Source organism: Pseudomonas sp. 3-2 (assembly GCF_019710535.1).
GTDB lineage: Bacteria > Pseudomonadota > Gammaproteobacteria > Pseudomonadales > Pseudomonadaceae > Aquipseudomonas > Aquipseudomonas pharyngis.
The window spans coordinates 1,508,933-1,525,443 of the sequence record NZ_CP081200.1; the positions used below are offsets into that span (position 1 = coordinate 1,508,933).

20 protein-coding genes and 1 tRNA gene are annotated in these 16,511 nt (G+C 57.0%); 12 read left to right on the plus strand and 9 right to left on the minus strand.

All coding sequences use genetic code 11. The features are described from left to right. Positions 1-3: 3 nt before the first annotated feature. The gene (locus K3819_RS06785; RefSeq protein WP_085611644.1) at positions 4-1,239 is read right to left on the minus strand and encodes an aminotransferase class I/II-fold pyridoxal phosphate-dependent enzyme; all 1,236 of its coding nucleotides are present in this window, start codon (positions 1,237-1,239) and stop codon (positions 4-6) included. Positions 1,240-1,448: 209 nt separating this feature from the next. Beyond that, complete coding sequence (locus K3819_RS06790; RefSeq protein WP_064594046.1) at positions 1,449-1,937, minus strand: DMT family transporter; 489 nt, start codon at positions 1,935-1,937, stop codon at positions 1,449-1,451. Positions 1,938-2,015: 78 nt separating this feature from the next. Between K3819_RS06790 and K3819_RS06795 the strand changes: the two genes are divergently transcribed. Beyond that, entirely contained in the window at positions 2,016-2,939 is a 924-nt protein-coding gene (locus tag K3819_RS06795; protein ID WP_221398889.1) for a LysR family transcriptional regulator, read from the plus strand. A 4-nt stretch (positions 2,940-2,943) separates the two neighbouring features. Here the strand turns inward: K3819_RS06795 and K3819_RS06800 are convergent, their stop codons facing one another. Together K3819_RS06800 and K3819_RS06805 are read right to left on the minus strand one after the other, a co-directional pair. Next, positions 2,944-3,231, minus strand: a complete 288-nt coding sequence (locus tag K3819_RS06800) for a type II toxin-antitoxin system RelE/ParE family toxin (protein WP_221398890.1) — start codon at positions 3,229-3,231, stop codon at positions 2,944-2,946. Beyond that, positions 3,221-3,460, minus strand: a complete 240-nt coding sequence (locus K3819_RS06805; RefSeq protein ID WP_221399665.1) for a CopG family ribbon-helix-helix protein — start codon at positions 3,458-3,460, stop codon at positions 3,221-3,223. Before K3819_RS06805 ends, K3819_RS06800 begins: the two co-directional genes overlap by 11 nt. Before the next feature lie 154 nt (positions 3,461-3,614). Between K3819_RS06805 and K3819_RS06810 the strand changes: the two genes are divergently transcribed. The 7 genes from K3819_RS06810 (at position 3,615) to K3819_RS06840 (ending at position 8,509) form a co-directional block, all read left to right on the plus strand. Continuing rightward, on the plus strand, positions 3,615-4,352 hold the full coding sequence (locus tag K3819_RS06810; protein ID WP_221398891.1) for a hypothetical protein: 738 nt from the start codon (positions 3,615-3,617) through the stop codon (positions 4,350-4,352). A gap of 35 nt (positions 4,353-4,387) precedes the next feature. After that, complete coding sequence (locus K3819_RS06815) at positions 4,388-5,110, plus strand: hypothetical protein (protein ID WP_221398892.1); 723 nt, start codon at positions 4,388-4,390, stop codon at positions 5,108-5,110. Positions 5,111-5,113: 3 nt separating this feature from the next. Then, entirely contained in the window at positions 5,114-5,530 is a 417-nt protein-coding gene (gene fos / locus K3819_RS06820; protein ID WP_221398893.1) for a fosfomycin resistance glutathione transferase, read from the plus strand. Between the two features lie 60 nt (positions 5,531-5,590). Beyond that, complete coding sequence (locus K3819_RS06825) at positions 5,591-6,229, plus strand: LysE family translocator (RefSeq protein WP_221398894.1); 639 nt, start codon at positions 5,591-5,593, stop codon at positions 6,227-6,229. A gap of 77 nt (positions 6,230-6,306) precedes the next feature. After that, entirely contained in the window at positions 6,307-7,656 is a 1,350-nt protein-coding gene (locus tag K3819_RS06830; RefSeq protein WP_221398895.1) for a bifunctional diguanylate cyclase/phosphodiesterase, read from the plus strand. Between the two features lie 118 nt (positions 7,657-7,774). Continuing rightward, positions 7,775-7,930: a KGG domain-containing protein gene (locus K3819_RS06835; RefSeq protein ID WP_074691067.1), complete on the plus strand. Its 156-nt coding sequence runs from the start codon at positions 7,775-7,777 to the stop codon at positions 7,928-7,930. A gap of 75 nt (positions 7,931-8,005) precedes the next feature. Beyond that, complete coding sequence (locus K3819_RS06840) at positions 8,006-8,509, plus strand: DUF4142 domain-containing protein (protein WP_085611638.1); 504 nt, start codon at positions 8,006-8,008, stop codon at positions 8,507-8,509. A 49-nt stretch (positions 8,510-8,558) separates the two neighbouring features. Here the strand turns inward: K3819_RS06840 and K3819_RS06845 are convergent, their stop codons facing one another. After that, the gene (locus K3819_RS06845) at positions 8,559-8,969 is read right to left on the minus strand and encodes a low affinity iron permease family protein (protein ID WP_039772727.1); all 411 of its coding nucleotides are present in this window, start codon (positions 8,967-8,969) and stop codon (positions 8,559-8,561) included. A 224-nt stretch (positions 8,970-9,193) separates the two neighbouring features. Here K3819_RS06845 and K3819_RS06850 point away from each other — a divergent pair, with 224 nt between their 5' ends. From K3819_RS06850 to K3819_RS06860, 3 genes are all read left to right on the plus strand, one after another. Next, on the plus strand, positions 9,194-10,279 hold the full coding sequence (locus K3819_RS06850; RefSeq protein ID WP_074691069.1) for a type I restriction endonuclease: 1,086 nt from the start codon (positions 9,194-9,196) through the stop codon (positions 10,277-10,279). A 161-nt stretch (positions 10,280-10,440) separates the two neighbouring features. Next, the gene (gene tam, locus K3819_RS06855; RefSeq protein ID WP_221398896.1) at positions 10,441-11,211 is read left to right on the plus strand and encodes a trans-aconitate 2-methyltransferase; all 771 of its coding nucleotides are present in this window, start codon (positions 10,441-10,443) and stop codon (positions 11,209-11,211) included. Between the two features lie 20 nt (positions 11,212-11,231). Beyond that, positions 11,232-12,083: a hypothetical protein gene (locus tag K3819_RS06860; RefSeq protein ID WP_221398897.1), complete on the plus strand. Its 852-nt coding sequence runs from the start codon at positions 11,232-11,234 to the stop codon at positions 12,081-12,083. Between the two features lie 127 nt (positions 12,084-12,210). Here the strand turns inward: K3819_RS06860 and K3819_RS06865 are convergent, their stop codons facing one another. Then, positions 12,211-12,939 (minus strand): bifunctional 2-polyprenyl-6-hydroxyphenol methylase/3-demethylubiquinol 3-O-methyltransferase UbiG, encoded by a 729-nt coding sequence (locus K3819_RS06865; protein ID WP_221398898.1) that lies wholly within the window; start codon positions 12,937-12,939, stop codon positions 12,211-12,213. A 528-nt stretch (positions 12,940-13,467) separates the two neighbouring features. Between K3819_RS06865 and K3819_RS06870 the strand changes: the two genes are divergently transcribed. Continuing rightward, a complete protein-coding gene (locus K3819_RS06870) occupies positions 13,468-13,836 on the plus strand; it encodes a DUF6124 family protein (protein ID WP_221398899.1) in 369 nt (122 codons plus the stop codon). Between the two features lie 507 nt (positions 13,837-14,343). On the opposite strand, the gene K3819_RS06875 is transcribed toward K3819_RS06870, so the two are convergent. From K3819_RS06875 to K3819_RS06885, 3 genes are all read right to left on the minus strand, one after another. Then, the gene (locus tag K3819_RS06875; protein ID WP_085611631.1) at positions 14,344-15,603 is read right to left on the minus strand and encodes a type II toxin-antitoxin system HipA family toxin; all 1,260 of its coding nucleotides are present in this window, start codon (positions 15,601-15,603) and stop codon (positions 14,344-14,346) included. Beyond that, positions 15,596-15,913 carry a helix-turn-helix transcriptional regulator gene (locus K3819_RS06880; protein ID WP_221398900.1) on the minus strand — a complete coding sequence of 106 codons (318 nt, stop codon included), beginning with the start codon at positions 15,911-15,913 and terminating at the stop codon, positions 15,596-15,598. The genes K3819_RS06875 and K3819_RS06880 overlap by 8 nt, the downstream gene beginning before the upstream one ends. 492 nt (positions 15,914-16,405) lie before the next feature. Beyond that, positions 16,406-16,479 (minus strand) — tRNA-Gly (locus tag K3819_RS06885). Between the last annotated feature and the right edge of the window lie 32 nt (positions 16,480-16,511).

The following is a 16,511-nucleotide window of genomic DNA, read 5'->3' on the forward strand; positions in this document are numbered from 1 at the left end:
GGTTCAGCGGTGGCGAGGGTGACCGCGCGTCATTAACAGACCGGTGATCAAATCACAAAAGCGGTGGATCAGGGTCGATTCCATGTCGGCGCGCAGGGTCACGCGGATCGCGGCTTTGCCCTGGGCTACCACCGGGAAAAACACGGCGCTGGTGAAAAAACCGTGTTCGGCCAGTTCAACGGCGATTTGCGTGGCCAGGGCGGCCTCGCCGCAGTTGATCAAACGGATGGCCATGGAGCTGCCGTGCTGCTCGGTGCTCAAGAGGCTGTCGAACAGGTGGATGTTGGCCTGGAGCCGAACCTGCAGTGCCCTCAGTTCTGCGCTGCGATGCACCTGGATCGACGCCAGGCCCGCACCGATGGCCGCGCAATTGAGACTTTGCGACCAGTTGCTCGGGCCGCCGTAACGCTGGATCAGTTTCTTCTGTCGCGGATTGCCGAGCATGACCAGACCGCCGCTTGCCCCGAACGATTTGGCCAGCGAAGCGACGATCAGGCAGTCCTCCTCCAGCGCCGGCATTCTTGGTCGAACAAGACCTGCGCCGTTGCTGCCGACCGCTGACAACGCATGAGAATCATCCAGATAAAGGAACAGGCCGTAACGCTCCTTCAGATACAACAGACCGTCCAGATTGGCGACGCCCCCCATGCTGTAGGCGCCGTCGGCGATGTAGGCGACGGTGGAGTGGCGCTGGCACACCGATTCGAGAAAATCCATGTCGTTGTGGGGGCAGGTCAATACCTGGGTCTCGTCGGCGCAACTGGCCTTCAGGTGATTCATCGAGTAATGGGCCAGGCGATCAAACACCATCACCGGCGGGCGGTTCTGGGTGAACACGCCACTGGCCAGCAGTGGCAGGATACCGGCGCTCGCGGCGCTGCAGGACAGAGTGGTCAGACACACCGCGCCAAACAATTGCGACAACTCGCTTTCGTATTGCTCGAGCAGCGCCAGCTTGCAGCGGTTTTTCGAGTTGGCAACGCGCAACGTACCGGTTTCACGCAGCGCCGTGATGGCCCCCTCAAGCAGCGCGGGGTGGTGATCGAGGCCCAGATAGGAGGTGGTGCAGAAATGATGGAACTGGCGCCCGTGCTGATCGAGCAAGTGATTACAGCCTGTGACCTCGACGTTGAGGGCGGCGATTTTTCCAGCTTCCGCAGCCTCCCAATCGTGGTCTGCCAAAGCGATGACCTTGCGGTAATTGGAGAAAGTGTTGGCGGATTCCGACAGGTGATTCATAGGCAGCTCTCCTTGAGCAGGGCAATCCATGGGGTGTTGCAAATTGTGTGTGTTGCCAGACTTTACAGAGAGCTATGCAGGGTCAGAATAGGCTGCGTCCGATAGCATTGACGGCTGTTGGAGATTTGCTTGTAGGGCGAAGCCTTGCCGGGCTGTGAGGCGATGAAATGCCCGACAAGTCCGGTGCTGGAGAGCCTACGCTTGAACCCTTATCCAACGGCTGTGGCGCTCTTTTCCAGTGTCGGGGAGAACTGGATCAACGCCACTCCCGCCATCAACAAGACTGCGCCGAACAGGCGCGGCAATGTCAGGTGCTTCTCCACCAGCCCGAACAGGCCGAAGTGATCCAGCACGATTGACGTGATCATTTGCCCGGCCAGGGCCAGCGCCAGAAATCCCGAAGCCCCCAGCTTCGGCAGCAACACCACCGCCAATGCGACGAAGCACACCCCGAACGCCCCGCCGGTCCACATCCACAGCGGCAGCTTGCCGAGCGGGGCCAACGACGGCAGTGGCAAGCGCAGGACGATAATCACCGGCAACAACACCAGCACGCTCACCACCAGCGAGGTGAACGTCGCCCACAGCGGATGCCCCAACCCCCGCGCCAGATTGATATTGATCGCACTTTGAAACGGCACCACCGCTCCGGCAAATACCGCCAATAGCAGCAAACCGACCCACTGCATCGTTCCCATGATCGTTCTCCGGCAAGGTTTTGCTGGACTCTAGGGTATTCGTCGCGCAGATTTAAATTCTGTTTTGGTATTCGGAACATGCATCGAATGAATGATCTGCGCCGCATCGACCTCAATCTGCTGGTGATCCTCGACGCCTTGCTCGGTGAACAACACGTGACCCGCGCTGCCGAGCGCCTGCACCTGAGTCAACCGGCGGTCAGCCACGCGTTGGCGCGTCTGCGCGACTTGCTCGGTGATCCATTGTTGGTGCGTGCCGGTTCGGGGCTGGTGCCCACCGCGCGGGCGCTGGAGCTGGCGGCGCCGCTGGCCGAAATTCTGGCCCAGGTGCAATCGCTGCTGGCGCCGAACACCTTCGATCCTGCCAGCGCCCGTCGGACCTTTCGCCTCGCGATGTCGGACTACGGCGCGGCGATCATCCTGCCCGGGCTGATTCGCACTCTGCGCGCGGAAGCGCCGGGCATCGATCTGCAAATCAGCCATGCCAGCCGCGAAGGCATGGTCGAAGGCCTGCTCAACGGCGACATCGACCTCGCCGCCGGCGTGCTCCCCGAATTGCCCGGCGAACTGCGTAGCACGCCGCTGTTCGAGGAGCGCTACGTGTGTTTGCTGGATCGCCACAGCCTGCCGGCCGACGGCCAGCTCGACCTGCCAACCTATCTCTCCCGTCCCCATGTCTTGCTGGAAATGCGCGGCAGCGGCACCCCGGAAATCGAACGCACCCTGACTGCCCTGCGCGAACGCCGCCGCGTCGCCATCAGCCTGCCGCACTGGAGCGCTGCGCCACGTTTCATCAGCGGCACGGACCTGATCCTGACCGTCGCTTCGCGGGCGTTGAATGAGGTGGATGACCAATCGCTGATCGTCGTACCGCCACCGTTTGAAATTGCACCGTTCACCTTTGTGTCGGCGTGGCACAAGCGGCGGGGTGGGGATCAGGCGTTGAACTGGTTGAATCGGCGGATTGAGCAGGGGATAGCAGGGACTCTGGCAGGGCTTTGATTCGTCATATCCAGGCAGTGGGCGGCAGGCGACGGGTATGGAAAATCCGCAACACTTGTAAACGGCCGTGGCGAACGCGGTAAGGGATCAGGTAAGGACGGTCTGGCACAACCCATTCCCGGGTTCCGGGCAAGCGGCCCTCACGCCCCACGGCTGGAAATTGTGCGAGTTGATCGACAGTGGCAAGCATGTCGTGAACAAATTCGGCGGCTGCCTTGGGGTTCTCTCTCGCGATGTAAGCCGCTTCGTCATCGAGATTTCTTAATGCAGTCTTCAGCCAATCAACGTGCATTGGCGCTCCATTTGTTTGCGATTTCCCTGACGTCTTCGGCGGAAGCGAAATCCCCTGCATCGGCTTCGTTCAGCGCTTTCTGTATTTCTTCGATCTGCCAGGCTTCGCGCGCGATGTACTCGCGAAGGGCATCGACCGCCAGGTAAGACTTGCTGCGTCCGGTGGCTTTGGCGAGCGTGGCGAGGGTGTCCGCCAGTTCATCTGGAAGACGTAGAGACATGACTGACATGGCGATCTCGGCGTAGTGGTTTGTAATACGGGACACTACAGTGTCATACAGAATCAGACCAGTTCCACTGGTCAGTGATCCGGACAACCGATGGGTTGAATCGCCGAATTGAGCAGGGGATAGTGCGCGGCTGAAAAACATCAAGGAGCGGGGCGTGACAGTGAAGTCTGGGGTTGTTGTGGGGCTGGCGCTTTGTGGGGCGCTGATGGCGGGGCAGGTGTTGGCTGATTGTGTGCCTGCGCCGGTGGCGGGTGATCTGGATTTCTCCGTGTGCAAGGAGTGGCCCGCTTACCCGGGGTTGAACATCAGCGCGAATGCGAAATTTGAGCGTAGCTCCGTGCCGGGTGCCACCGACACGAGCGGCACCTATGATTTCATTTTATCTGTCTTGAAAAGCGACCAAACAAAACCGGTTGCCACTTATCACCAACCCTCCGCTTTCTTCTCGGGTGGGGTGGCATTGCGAGATCTCTCGCTCGATACCGCGCGCTACAAACTAACCCCAGAAGTACGGGCGTTTGGCGTTCGCGTGCAATTCACCAATGCCTCTCGCCTCAACCCGCTTGAAGAAACGCACCTCTCTCTTTATGTGAGAGAGGGCGATAAGTTACGTCCCGTGCTCAGTCAATTAGTGGTTTATGAGTACGGCGGTGAATGGGACGGTGATTGCGCCGGCGAGCGATATGAGACGACCAGAACGGTAGAAATTGCCAAGACCAGCTCCCATGGTTATGCCGATCTGATCATCAAAACCAAGACGACAGGGACGACCAATGTCGTCGAAGGCGATACTTGTGAAGACAAAATCAGCGTCAGCAGCCCTGAACTGACAACCCTTCACTACGACGGAAAATCCTACGTCCTGCCTAAAGGTTTCAAAGCCATCGAGTGATACAGAGCCAACGCGACTTATTTCAAGGAAGAACAATGCTCATCCCAACCCGACTTTTCATCGCCCTCGGCTTGCTGGCCATCACCGCTCCAGCCCATGCCCAGGTTTCCTGCGTCACCAAGGATTACGACGACCAGTCATTGGCCCGCTGCAAGGCATGGCCGGCGTTCAAGGATCAGGCGATTGCCCTCAAATCCACCTACGTGCCGGATGCTGGTAGTGACGATGCCGGTGTGTTTGATCTGGATCTGGCGATCATCGACACCAGCAACTGGAAGACGCTGGCGACGTATGCGAAACCCGGTGCCTACAATTCCGATGCCATTCGTTTCACCGATCTGCTGGTCGATACCGCTCGCTATCGGCTGGCCCCGGATGTTCGCGCGTTCGGGCTGCGGTCAAAGTTCTCGCACAATTCAAGCGCCATTCCCTACGAAAAAACCGACCTGACACTTTATGTGCGCGAGGGTAATAAACTGCGCCCGGTACTTGATGGCCTGGTGGTCTACAAAAACAACGGTGAGTGGCTGGAAAACTGTGTGGGTGAAGGTCAGCAAATTCGCCGAACCGTGGAAATCGGCCCGACCAGCCACAATGGTTATTCCGACCTGATCGTCACCTCAAGCGGCACGGCGATGAAAACCGTCAAGGCCGGCAAGGAGTGCGTTTCCCGGGATTCCCCACTGAAGAAAACCCAAATCACCCTGACCTACGACGGCAAGCAATACACCATTCCCGAAGACCTCAGAGGTTACTGACCGATGCTCACCGGCCTCAACCACCTGACCCTCGCCGTCACCGACCTGGACCGCAGCCTCGCGTTCTACCGCGACGTGTTGCAGCTGCGAGTCGAGGCCACGTGGGACGCCGGTGCCTACCTGTCGCTCCCGGGCCTGTGGTTGTGCCTGTCCCTCGATCCGAAGCGCCATCCCGAGCCCGCCGCCGACTACACCCACTACGCCTTCAGCATTGGCGCGGCGGATTTCCCGCGGTTCGTGCAACAGCTGCGCGCCGCCAACGTGCAGGAATGGCGCGACAACCGCAGCGAAGGCGCGTCGTTCTACTTCCTCGACCCGGACGGTCACAAGCTCGAAGCCCACGTCGGCGATCTGGCCTCGCGACTGGCCGCGTGTCGGCAAAAGCCCTACGCGGGCATGGGTTTTTTCAACGAGTCGTGAATATTCACAAACTGCTGGGATAGACTGGCGGCCACGTTTTCCGGGACTTGCAGGTTTTCCATGACTCCATCGTTGCTAATGGCCGTGCTGGCCTCGGGTTTCATTTACGGCATTACACCGGGGCCGGGCGTGCTGGCGGTGTTCGGTATCGGCGCCGCGCGAGGACGACGGGCCGGGGCGGGGTTTCTGTGCGGGCACCTGCTGGGCGATGTGATCTGGTGCAGCACCGCGCTGATCGCGATTGTCGGCGCCCGGGAAATCGGCAGCACCGCATTCGATGTACTCGGCGTACTCAGCGGCCTGTACCTGTTCTGGCTCGGCTGGCGTGCGGTGCGGGCCAAACGCAGCAACGGCGATCAACCCCAGGGCGCGGCGCGTCAGCCGTTCTGGCACGGCATCCTGTTCGGCCTGACCAACCCCAAGGCCTACCCGGTGGCGGTGGCGACCTTCACCGCGCTGCTGTCGAGCCGCGCCGAATTGCTCAACTGGTCGATGCTGCCGATGCTGATCACCTTGAGCTTCCTCGGCGGATTGCTCGCCTACGCTATCCTCATTGGCATCGTCGGGGCGCGGCAGGTGCGTACGTTGTACCAGCGTCATGAACTGGCGATCACCCGGTTGTGCGGGATCATGTTCATCGGTTTTGCCATCAACGCGCTGGTGCATGCGCTGCCAGGGTTGATGCCGAACAAGGCTTGAAAACATTCGCTGGGATGCGAGTTCGAGGTCACGGATGGTTGAACAGTGCTGCATTGTCCGGACACCTTTTCTGAACCATGGAAAGCCGAAACTCCGCGCCGTTGGCGAGTTACATCGATCTGTTGCTGGACGCCGTCTGTGCCGTGGACAAGCAGGGCCGTTTCGTTTTTGTCAGCGCAGCCTGCGAGCGGATTCTCGGCTACACGCCTGACGAGCTGATCGGCCAGTCGATGATCGACTACGTCTACCCGGCCGACCGTGAGCGCACCCTGGCTGCCGCGAGCGACATCATGGGCGGCGAACCCAAGCACAATTTTGAAAACCGTTATGTACGCAAGGACGGCAGCGTCGTGCATATCCTGTGGTCGGCGCGCTGGTCGGAGGTCGACCAACTGCGCATCGCCGTGGCCCGGGACATCACCGAGCGCAAACTGGCCGAGTCGCGTCAGGCGGCGCTGTACGCCATCTCCGAAGCGGCCCATGCGGCGGAGGATCTGCTGGCGCTGTTCAAGCGCATTCACATGATTATTGGCGAGTGGCTGCCGGCGCTGAATTTCTCCGTGGCGCTGTACGACGAACATTGCGCGCAGCTGAATTTCCCCTATCACGTTGACGATGACGAGTTGCAACCGGAGCAACCCGGGACAGTCACCGGGCGTCTGTGTGCGGAGGTGATCCGCAGCCGCCAGCCAATCCTCCTGACCCCGGATTGCCCCCACGCGCCGCCGGAGTTCGCCGCGCTGGTGGCCGGGCAGCAATCGCCGTGCTGGCTCGGCGTACCGCTGAGCTCGAAAGACCGCACCATTGGCGCGCTGATCGTCAAAAGCCTGCCCGGCGGCGAGCGCTACACCGAACGCGACAAGGAACTGTTGCAATACGTCTGTGCCCAGGTCGCCACCGCCATTGAACGCCAACAACTGCACGCCCGCCTGCGGCGCATGGCGCAATACGATCAACTGACCCAGTTACCCAACCGTGAGCTGCTGCGCGAACGCCTCAAGGCTGCCCTGAACCATGCGCGGGAACAGTCCGGGCACATGGCGCTGCTGTACGTCGATCTGGACCGCTTCAAACAGGTCAACGACACCTTCGGACACACGGTCGGCGACATGCTGTTACAGGCGGTGGCCAACCGGCTCAAGGGCTGCGTGCGCGAGACCGACACCGTGGCGCGAATCGGTGGCGACGAATTCGTGGTGCTGCTGCACAGCGTCCACGCCGCCGACGATGCCGACAGCGTGGCGGAAAAGATCCGACAGGTATTGGTGCAACCCCTGCGCCTGGACGGGCACAACCTGCACATCGAACCGAGCATCGGTGTGGCGCGGTATCCCGAGCACGGACGTGAGGAACAGCAACTGTTCCGCCACGCCGACCAGGCCATGTACGCCGCCAAACGTTTGAATCATCGGGCGCTGGACCACTGACTGGCAGCTCACCGTTCGTCGCGGCGACGGCAACTTTTCTAAACCTTTGGCGGTCAGGAAATTCTCAATCTAGGCGGGCACCTGCTCGCCGCGATCAAATACCAAGGGGTAGAGAATCATGCCTAATTCAAGAAACTCGAACTCGGGAAACTTCGCCAACGATAAGACCAAGGCGTCTGAAGCCGGTCGCAAAGGTGGGAAAACCACCACCACGACGGTCGACAAAGAGCCTAAAACCGAGATGGGCCGCAAGCCTGCTCAAAAGTCGAAGTAGTCGGTGAAGGTTGTTTTGATTGAGAGGCGGGGGCGCAAGCTCCCGCTTGAATCTGCAAAGAAGGAGGGCGCGACCATGAGCCGGATGGCCACCCGAGTACGCCACATCAGTTTTGTCAGCCTGCTGGGGTTTTTCGCCAGCAGCGCGTTTGCCCAGTCGCCCGCCGACTTCATCAATGAGGCCTCGGCCAAAGGCATGGCCGACATCGAGGCCAGTCGTCTGGCGCACAGCAAGGCCGAGTCCAAAGAGGTCAAGGATTACACCATCGTCGTCATCAACGACCGCACCACCGCCAACCAGCATCTGGCGAAAATCGCCAAGAAACTGGACCTGCCGGTGGCGCCCCGCGAAGAAGTTGCCGACAAAGCCAAAGCGCTGATGCCCGAAGTTAAAGAAGGCGCCAGCTTCGATCAGGCCTACGCCGCCAGCCAGGTCAAAGCCACGGAAGAGGCCATTCAGCAGATCCAGCAGGAGGCTCAGACCACCGACGTGCCGGAGATCAAGGCGTTTGCCGACGAGACCCTGCCAAAACTGCAGAGTCATCTGGAAATGGCCCGAGCCCTTCAGGCCAGTCGCTGAATCCGCAGCAATGAAAACGGCGCTTTTTTTGCGCCGTTTTTTTTGCCTGTCAGCATTCATTCAGATCCTGCTTCGGCTTGCTCTTATCTCCCAGACCTTCCAGGTCAAACACCTCATTCTCACCCATCGCCCGGTAATGCCGACGCAGCGCCTCCAACTGCTTGAGATCCAGCGACTCCAGCCCGAGCATTGCGTTCTGTGCCTCCTTGTTCACCCGCAGCAGTTCATCAAGTTTCAAATGCAGGATGTCGGTGTCGCGGTTCTGGGTGTTCTGGATCAGGAACACCATCAGGAACGTGATGATCGTGGTCGAGGTGTTGATGATCAGTTGCCAGGTATCGTTGTAATCGAAAATCGGCCCGCTCAACCCCCAGAGCCCGATCAGAATCAACGCCCCCATGAACGTCTTGGGGCTGCCGGCCCAGAGGGCGAGCTTCTGGGAGATTTTTGCGAATTTCATGGTTGTGTTCCTTGTGGGGGGCGCTTGAAATTCAGACATCGGAGGGGGGCGGAAAATTCTACTTACAGAGACTTGCGGTCTTTGAAACTTGACTGTTCCAGGTCACGGTTTTGAACACTTTTGGAAGTGGGAACTTTCTTTGTATGGGTTTGCGTCTAGGATGAAATGGCAGTCAATTTGCCAGCATGCGAGTGCACGGATAGAAACCCAGTCAGAGGCCGCTCATGGAATTCTTCGAAAAGTTAGCCAGTCTTGCCGCCAAAGTCCGGTTGCAGAGCGCTGCAATCCAGACGGAAGAAGCGACAAAAAATGCGTTTGTCATGCCTTTCATCAGTACTGTTCTGGGTTACGACGTGTTCGACCCGACAGAGGTGACGCCGGAATTTGTTTGCGATATCGGTACGAAGAAGGGCGAAAAAATCGATTACGCCATCATGAAAGAGGGCGAAGTGCAGATCCTCATCGAGTGCAAGAAAATCGGCGAGCCACTGCACATCAATCACGCCTCGCAGCTGTTCCGTTATTTCCACGTAACCAGCGCTCGAATCTCCATCCTCACCAACGGCCAGGTCTACAAGTTCTTCACTGACCTGGATGCGCCGAACAAAATGGATGAAAAACCCTTCCTTGAACTGGACCTTCTGGATATCGATGAGTATTCGGTGCCAGAGCTCATCAAACTTACAAAGTCTGCGTTCGACGTTGATTCGATCATCAACGCGGCGGGTGAGCTGAAGTACGTCAGCCAGATCAAAAAAGTTATCGCCTCGCAAGTCAGCAAGCCGGATGACGATTTCGTCAAAGTGTTTGCTTCGCGAGTCTACGACGGAGTCATTACGCAGAAGGTGCGGGATCAGTTTCACGAACTGACGAGAAAAGCGGTCGTTCAATTTCTCAATGACCAGATCAATGACCGCCTCAAGTCGGCCATGAGTGGTGCGATCCAGCCGGCGCTAGCGTCTATTCCGGCCGCGTCTGGAGGGACGGATCCGGTAGATCCCCGTGACGAGTCCGACGATAAGGTTTTGACTACTCTGGAGGAACTGGAGGGGTATCACATTGTTCGTGCATTGGTTCGATCTGTGGTCGATGCCAAACGAATCGTTCAGCGCGATACACAGAGCTACTTTGGCATCCTGCTGGACGATAACAACCGAAAGCCGATTTGCCGCCTGCATTTCAACCGTTCGCAGAAGTACATTGGCATTTTCGACGAGGAGAAAAACGAAACTCGCCATCCCATTAATTCCGTGGATGATATCTACGAGTATTCAGATCAGTTGAAGAAGACCGTGGGCTATTACGACTAGTGTGGGACTTTCCAAAAAACCGGCCATCGGCCGGTTTTTTTATGCAAGCGAAGTCCGCGAAAAAGGTGCTTGCCGCCGTCACGTCTTAAGTCGGATAGGGAATGCACAGGGAGTCGATGTATCGTAGCGAACCACTGCAAAAGTCCTGACAGGAGAACGCAATGACCTGGTCCGCCAAGCAATACGTCACTTTCGAAGATGAACGCACCCGCCCGGCCCGCGACTTGCTGGCGGCGATTCCCACGCCCGAGGCACGTTCTGTGGTCGATATCGGATGTGGCCCCGGCAATTCGACCGAGTTGTTGGTGGAGCGTTTTCCGGGGGCGAAAGTGCAGGGGCTCGACAGTTCTGCGGACATGATCGATGCCGCGCGCAAGCGTCTGCCGCAGTTGCAGTTCGCGGTGGCGGACATCGATAAATGGGCGGATGCAGGGCCATTCGATGTGATCTTTGCCAACGCGGTTTTGCAGTGGGTGCCGGATCACGCGACGTTGCTGCCGGCGCTGGCGGGCAAGTTGGCGCAGGGCGGCAGTCTGGCGATTCAGATGCCGGACAACCTCAACGAGCCGTCCCATCGGTTGATGCGTGAAGTGGCGGCCAACGGGCCGTGGGTCAGCAAACTGGCGGACGCGGCGGGGCAGCGGACCGAGATGGCGGATGCCCGTGACTATTTCTCGATGTTGCGGCCGCATTGCGCGCGGGTCGATGTGTGGCGCACGACGTATCACCATCAGTTGGCGGGCGGGGCTTCCGGCGTTGTCGAGTGGTTCAAGGGCAGCGGTCTGATTCCGTTCCTCAGTCCGCTGACGGAAGCGGAGCGAGCGGATTATCTGGCGCAGTATCTGGCGGAGGTCGCGAAGGCGTATCCGGCGCTGGCGGACGGTTCGGTGCTGTTGCCGTTTCCGCGACTATTTATTGTCGCGACTCGATGAACGCTAGTAGATTATTTGTTATGGGTATTCTTATTGGTGCTGGTGGAGAAGGGTGTGTGAGCAATATTGCGTTGAAGAAATTTGATTCCTTGGCAATAGAGTTTTCTAAGGTTTTTTTTCATCGATCGGTAAAAGGTGCATGGAGGTATCGGCACTTTAAATTCGCTATTTTTATGTTTGCTTGTATGTTGATTAGTTGTGCGCTTTTTTCATTTTCTGGCCTTTTTATAAAGCAAGGTTTGTTTGATTTTATATCGTTGATTTTTTTGTTTTTGATGGTATTTTTTGAGATTGTTGCAATTGTGATTCTTGAAAAGTGGTATGAACCAATATGGCGCTCGATAAGCCTTCGCAAGGCGGGTTTGCTTGGTTATGGGGCAATTTATAGTCGGCGAGACCTGCATCATTACAAAGAAAAGTGGTTGAAACGGGCGTTTTCTGTAACTCCTGACCGATATATCGAGTTGGTCAAGGCCGTTGTTGAGGCAGAGGAGCTGAGAAAAGCTTCTAAAGGACGTATGAAGCATTTAGGGGATAGGTTTTTGTCTGGATTTTTTAGCCTTAAACCACTAGGCGGGTTGTCGCTTTTCTCTATTCTGTTTGTGGTTGGAAGTGTGTTGTTAAAGGTTGCTGGCTCTAATTATAAGATGGTAGTGGAGAATGTTGAGTTGATTTTTTCAGAGTTTTGGGTTCGGTTTGCTGTTTGGGGGTTGATGTTTGTTTTGTGTGTGATGTGTGTTGGTATACTCCTAATGGTAGGAGGTGGAGTTTTGCAAATGATTTTAGAAAGAAAGATGGGTATCTGTTCTCCTACATCTAGAGAGCGCCTCATTTGGCAGTTGATCAATTCGTCTGTAGTGGTCCTTAAATAAATCGAGTTGTGGGTATGTATTCTTGACTGACACCACGTTTCGTGGTGTTCGAGAGTGAAAGGCTCATTTTTTTCTACGAAACTTTACGGAAAGGGGAGAGCACTATCGCAATTCTCCCCGTGACGGTTTAACGCTCCACGGAAATTAACATCATCATCGGCCGCTCACGCTCCTCGGAGAGCGCCGGTTGTGCGGCCACCTCGGCATCGCTCGGCCCCCATTCATTGACATGTTGAATCGTGAATCCGGCGTCGATCAGTGTGTTGAGCAAAGTCCCGACCGTACGATGCTGCTTGATCACGCCGTCGGCCAGCCAGTTGGTCACCCGTTCGCCTTCCCTCTGATAACTGTCCAGCGGCCATTGCTTGTTGCCTTCGCTGTCGACCAGCCAGCCCGGATTGCGCGGCGCCATGAAGATCGGGTGCTCGATGGAAAACACAAAATGCGCACCGGGTTTAAGCGCCGCATGCAGCTTGGTAAACAGCCCCGAAAGATCCTTGATGTAGTGCAGTGCCAGTGAGCTGTAGGCCAGATCGTAAGTGCACGCAGGCAAGTCGAGGTGTTCCAGGTCGGCGCGTTCGTAGCGGATGTTTGCAGCTGAGGTGGTTTCTTTCGCCCGCTCGAGCATTTTCTCCGAGACATCCAGACCCAGCACTTGGGCAGCGCCGTGTTCGCTGGCCCAGCGGCAGAACCAGCCGTAGCCGCAGCCCAGATCCACCACCTGCAAACCGTGCAGGGAGGGCAACAAGGCTTTCAGCGCCGGCCATTCCGGCGCGGCATCGAGGCCGCCGATGGAGCGGTTCATCTGGCTGTAGCCGTGGAAAAATTCGGGGTCGTCGTAGATGTTCTGGGTCATGGATTGCTGCTCTTTTGAGTTTGATTTGGGTGGCTCGCAGGCCACGGTTTTGAATCCCTCGAACGGTGATGGCGCGTATTCGTCGATGGCCGCGCAGGGGGAGGGTGGTGGGTGATGGGGAAATGCTAGCGGGTCGTGGCGAGTGTGAGAACCGGCGGAGTGTTGGGGATCTGTAAACGCGGTTTTTCGCTACGGGATGTTTAAAGCATTAGCCCTGTTTACTGAACCTTCCCACACGGTTTTCAGGTTGTCCGTCGGAAGTGCGGGCTCTAGCCTGTGAGGGTCGCTGATGAATCGGCGACCGGGATTGGAACCCCGGCGACTTCCCAAAAAAGCAAAAGCAGCTTTCATGACGTATGCTTGCCCGCCTTCCTGGTGTGCACTCTGTTATGGCGGCTGTGCGCGAGAGACTTCGAGTCTGTCGGGTTTTTGGCTTTTTTCGCCCGGGTTCCAACTCGCGTACAGCTGCCACCTCTTCGATTGGAACCGAGTAGGTCAGCTCCACCTATCGACTAGAAAGAAGCCATTATGAAGAAGCCAACCCCGAATCCCCCCGAAGTCGAAACCGACCCAACATCCCCGTACACCTCAGTCGACTCCAGAAAACTCAACGACGCCGCCAACCGCGCCCTCGATCACTACCTCTGCCCCGGCGCCCATGTCATGGGCACGACCAACCAACCCGACCCGATGTACTTCGCCAACCCGGCCTACGACACCGAATCCCTGCTGGCCAACGCCAGCGAATCACTGGGCTCGGCATCCGAAATGCTCAACAACTTCGCCGCCACCCTTGACCCCACCCACCGCAGAACCGCGATAGGCATTGCGCAGTTGGTGATGCTGGGGGAATTGGCGGTGAATCAGGCGCTGGATCATGTTGAGGTGAAGGGCTGAATTGCAACTGTTCTGGCAGACAAAAAAAACCGGTTACGCGACCGGTTTTTAGTTTCATTTCAACCTGGCTGCAAAGCGTCGAGTGTTGTTGAAGTCCGCATCGGGCGAGTATTCGAGTCAGTATTTCAGACGCAATGTTCGTGTGGGTGACAGAGTTCAGCCCAATAAATAGCAAAATATAGTGAAATCTAATGGTGTATAGGGATATCTGCTATACATCGATATATTCGTGTAGAGACAAGCATTTGTGAGGCTTACATGGATCCATACCGTAATCCATTCGCTCCAGGCGCAGGCAGCAGACCGCCTGAGTTGGCAGGACGCGACGCAATCCTTGAGGCAGCCAGGATTTCATGTGGGCGAGCCATCAATGGACGAAGCGCTCGATCCATCATGCTTCTTGGATTGAGAGGCACAGGTAAGACGGTACTGCTGAACGAGATTGGAAAAATTGCGAGGGAAGAGGGCTTCTCGTTTCAAAGGTTGAAATAGAAGCTTTGCTGTATTTCAGCGAAGCCGCTCGACGTTTTCATCGATTCGTTTCTGGATGGTCTGCAACGTGTCCTGAGTGATGACGCCGGGGTACATCGTTTCTGCCATCGTCGCGAACTGATCAGCCACCTCGCAGAATCGGGCGATGATGCCGTCGGCCGTTTCAGCCGATACTTCCGCTTCCTCTGCAAGATCGAGCATGGCTTTTCGGCCGATCTCCAAAGCTTCGCCCATAACGTCCATCTGGTGGTATCCGCCGGGACCCTCGCAGAAGGTCACATCGTAGGCTGGCGCCAGCGTCCACTGGCCGGATTTCGACATTATGTAGGCGAAGTTCTTCGGGTGGTCATCGCGATTGTTGAACGCGACGTTAAAAACTACACGCTCAAACGCGAGCGCTTTCTCCCGAACGTCATTAGTGCACAGGTGGGTCGCACGCAGGAAGTTGACGTAGTCCAGCGCACCGGCATTCTGGAAATCGGCGGCCGTGAAGGCTGCGAGACTTTGCATCGGCACGCGTAAGTCGTCTTCGCGATCAAAGCGTTTGGTAGCAAACGCTGCCAGCCCGTTCGGCAGGCTGAAGTACTGAGTGTCAGGTGTCTTTATTCCACACATCCGCAAGCATTCGGCGTAGACCATTTCGATGGCACATACCTCGGGATGCTCCTGCCGGGCGGGAAACTTGACCAGCCAGGCCTCGAAGCCTGATCTGGCTATGGTGGTAAAGGTGCCTGTTCGCGGATCGCGATAGACCAAGGCTTTTGGTCTGGCACCCTGCGGAGATCCACCCACCAGCAACAGCTGTTGCAAGAACTCGCCACCCTCACCCTTGAGGACTTCCTGCACCTCGGCAGCCAGCAGATCAATGGAGACCTCAACTTGCGGCTCCAGCGCCTCGGGTGCCACCGGCTCGAATGACATTGCGCCCATGGCATTGTTGCCGATGTAAGCGAGGCGCTCGAGCGGGCCGATGCGTGCAGAGTTAAGGCCGCGTCGCTTGAACAAGCGATCCATCAGAAGCATGCCCCACCCATCCGGCAGTGCATCGTAGACCGGTCCAGGCAAACCCAGTTGATGGAGCGGAAAGTCACGCCTTAACTTGGGGCCTTCCAATGGAAGTCTGTACGCCGACAATTCCAGGCCTCTACTCTTTGCCTCGTCGCTGTACTCGAACACGATCAATGGGCGACCGGTGATAGCCGTCGTGGAAACGAGCGTGCCCCACCGCCAGTGTTCACCCCAGCCGTCGTAGTAGACGTCCACTCGTTCAAGCATTTCCTGATGTCCTTTTTATGCGCTGACGCTTGGAGCTGTCTTCGTAACGAAGGATGTCGTCCAGGCTGTCCAGTTTTGGCAAGAACAGGTCTTCGATTTCCTGGACGCGCCCCACAACCATGGCCACTCGGACTACGGTTTCGAAACTGACATTCCGCCCGGCTTCAAGGTTGGCCACCGTATTGGTGCCGACACCGGCGCGAGCAGCCACATCGGCTTGTGTCATCTGCAGGGCTATCCGCTCTGTGCGCAGGCGTTGGCAGAGCCGTTTGACGATCTCGCTTGGTTTGCTGAAGCTTAATTCCAGCATGGTGTGCCTTATGTCGCATAAAGGTCGGTTAATACCCAAAATTATAGAGTTAACCTTCATGCGTCAATTCAGTTAACTCCATTTTGATATGAGTTAACTGCAATTTATGTTTATAAGCCACAATAATGCAGAATTAAATTGTTGATGGTCAAACCGCTCCAGCCTGGCTTACGTTGAGCACTCCATCGAAACCATTTCAATCTCATACCCTTGATCGTCTCCGGACGAGACGCAGCCGGGGAGGCATGCGGATCTCTCCCCGAATCTCTCCCTTGAGGCCGAACGCTTCGATAACGAGCGCTCACGACATGAGTGACTGACTGTCAGGAGCGTAAGCGCAGACGGAGGGAATTCAATCAACGTGTTGTTTCTGAATGGTTCAAAGCTGGCTGCTCGGTACCAAATCCCGGACACAAAAAAACCGGCCATCAAGGCCGGTTTTTTCTGTTTGCGCATCCCCCGTCAAACCACGACGCAGGACATAAATTCGATTGGAGCGGGTGAAGGGAATCGAACCCTCGTTATCAGCTTGGGAAGCTGGAGTAATGCCATTATACGACACCCGCTCAGAGCGGCTGACTTTGTACCAGACTCGGCC

Bases quoted from the DNA above. Each gene is read 5' to 3' on its own strand.
- K3819_RS06850 (WP_074691069.1), top strand. From the start codon at position 9,194: ATGGAATTCTTCGAAAAGTTAGCCAGTCTTGCCGCCAAAGTCCGGTTG.
- K3819_RS06795 (WP_221398889.1), top strand. From the start codon at position 2,016: ATGCATCGAATGAATGATCTGCGCCGCATCGACCTCAATCTGCTGGTG.
- tam (WP_221398896.1), top strand. From the start codon at position 10,441: ATGACCTGGTCCGCCAAGCAATACGTCACTTTCGAAGATGAACGCACC.
- K3819_RS06840 (WP_085611638.1), top strand. From the start codon at position 8,006: ATGAGCCGGATGGCCACCCGAGTACGCCACATCAGTTTTGTCAGCCTG.
- K3819_RS06830 (WP_221398895.1), top strand. From the start codon at position 6,307: ATGGAAAGCCGAAACTCCGCGCCGTTGGCGAGTTACATCGATCTGTTG.
- K3819_RS06805 (WP_221399665.1), bottom strand. From the start codon at position 3,460: ATGTCAGTCATGTCTCTACGTCTTCCAGATGAACTGGCGGACACCCTC.
- fos (WP_221398893.1), top strand. From the start codon at position 5,114: ATGCTCACCGGCCTCAACCACCTGACCCTCGCCGTCACCGACCTGGAC.
- K3819_RS06790 (WP_064594046.1), bottom strand. From the start codon at position 1,937: ATGGGAACGATGCAGTGGGTCGGTTTGCTGCTATTGGCGGTATTTGCC.
- K3819_RS06880 (WP_221398900.1), bottom strand. From the start codon at position 15,913: ATGCTGGAATTAAGCTTCAGCAAACCAAGCGAGATCGTCAAACGGCTC.
- K3819_RS06845 (WP_039772727.1), bottom strand. From the start codon at position 8,969: ATGAAATTCGCAAAAATCTCCCAGAAGCTCGCCCTCTGGGCCGGCAGC.
- K3819_RS06860 (WP_221398897.1), top strand. From the start codon at position 11,232: ATGGGTATTCTTATTGGTGCTGGTGGAGAAGGGTGTGTGAGCAATATT.
- K3819_RS06825 (WP_221398894.1), top strand. From the start codon at position 5,591: ATGACTCCATCGTTGCTAATGGCCGTGCTGGCCTCGGGTTTCATTTAC.
- K3819_RS06785 (WP_085611644.1), bottom strand. From the start codon at position 1,239: ATGAATCACCTGTCGGAATCCGCCAACACTTTCTCCAATTACCGCAAG.
- K3819_RS06870 (WP_221398899.1), top strand. From the start codon at position 13,468: ATGAAGAAGCCAACCCCGAATCCCCCCGAAGTCGAAACCGACCCAACA.
- K3819_RS06865 (WP_221398898.1), bottom strand. From the start codon at position 12,939: ATGACCCAGAACATCTACGACGACCCCGAATTTTTCCACGGCTACAGC.
- K3819_RS06835 (WP_074691067.1), top strand. From the start codon at position 7,775: ATGCCTAATTCAAGAAACTCGAACTCGGGAAACTTCGCCAACGATAAG.
- K3819_RS06815 (WP_221398892.1), top strand. From the start codon at position 4,388: ATGCTCATCCCAACCCGACTTTTCATCGCCCTCGGCTTGCTGGCCATC.
- K3819_RS06875 (WP_085611631.1), bottom strand. From the start codon at position 15,603: ATGCTTGAACGAGTGGACGTCTACTACGACGGCTGGGGTGAACACTGG.
- K3819_RS06800 (WP_221398890.1), bottom strand. From the start codon at position 3,231: ATGCACGTTGATTGGCTGAAGACTGCATTAAGAAATCTCGATGACGAA.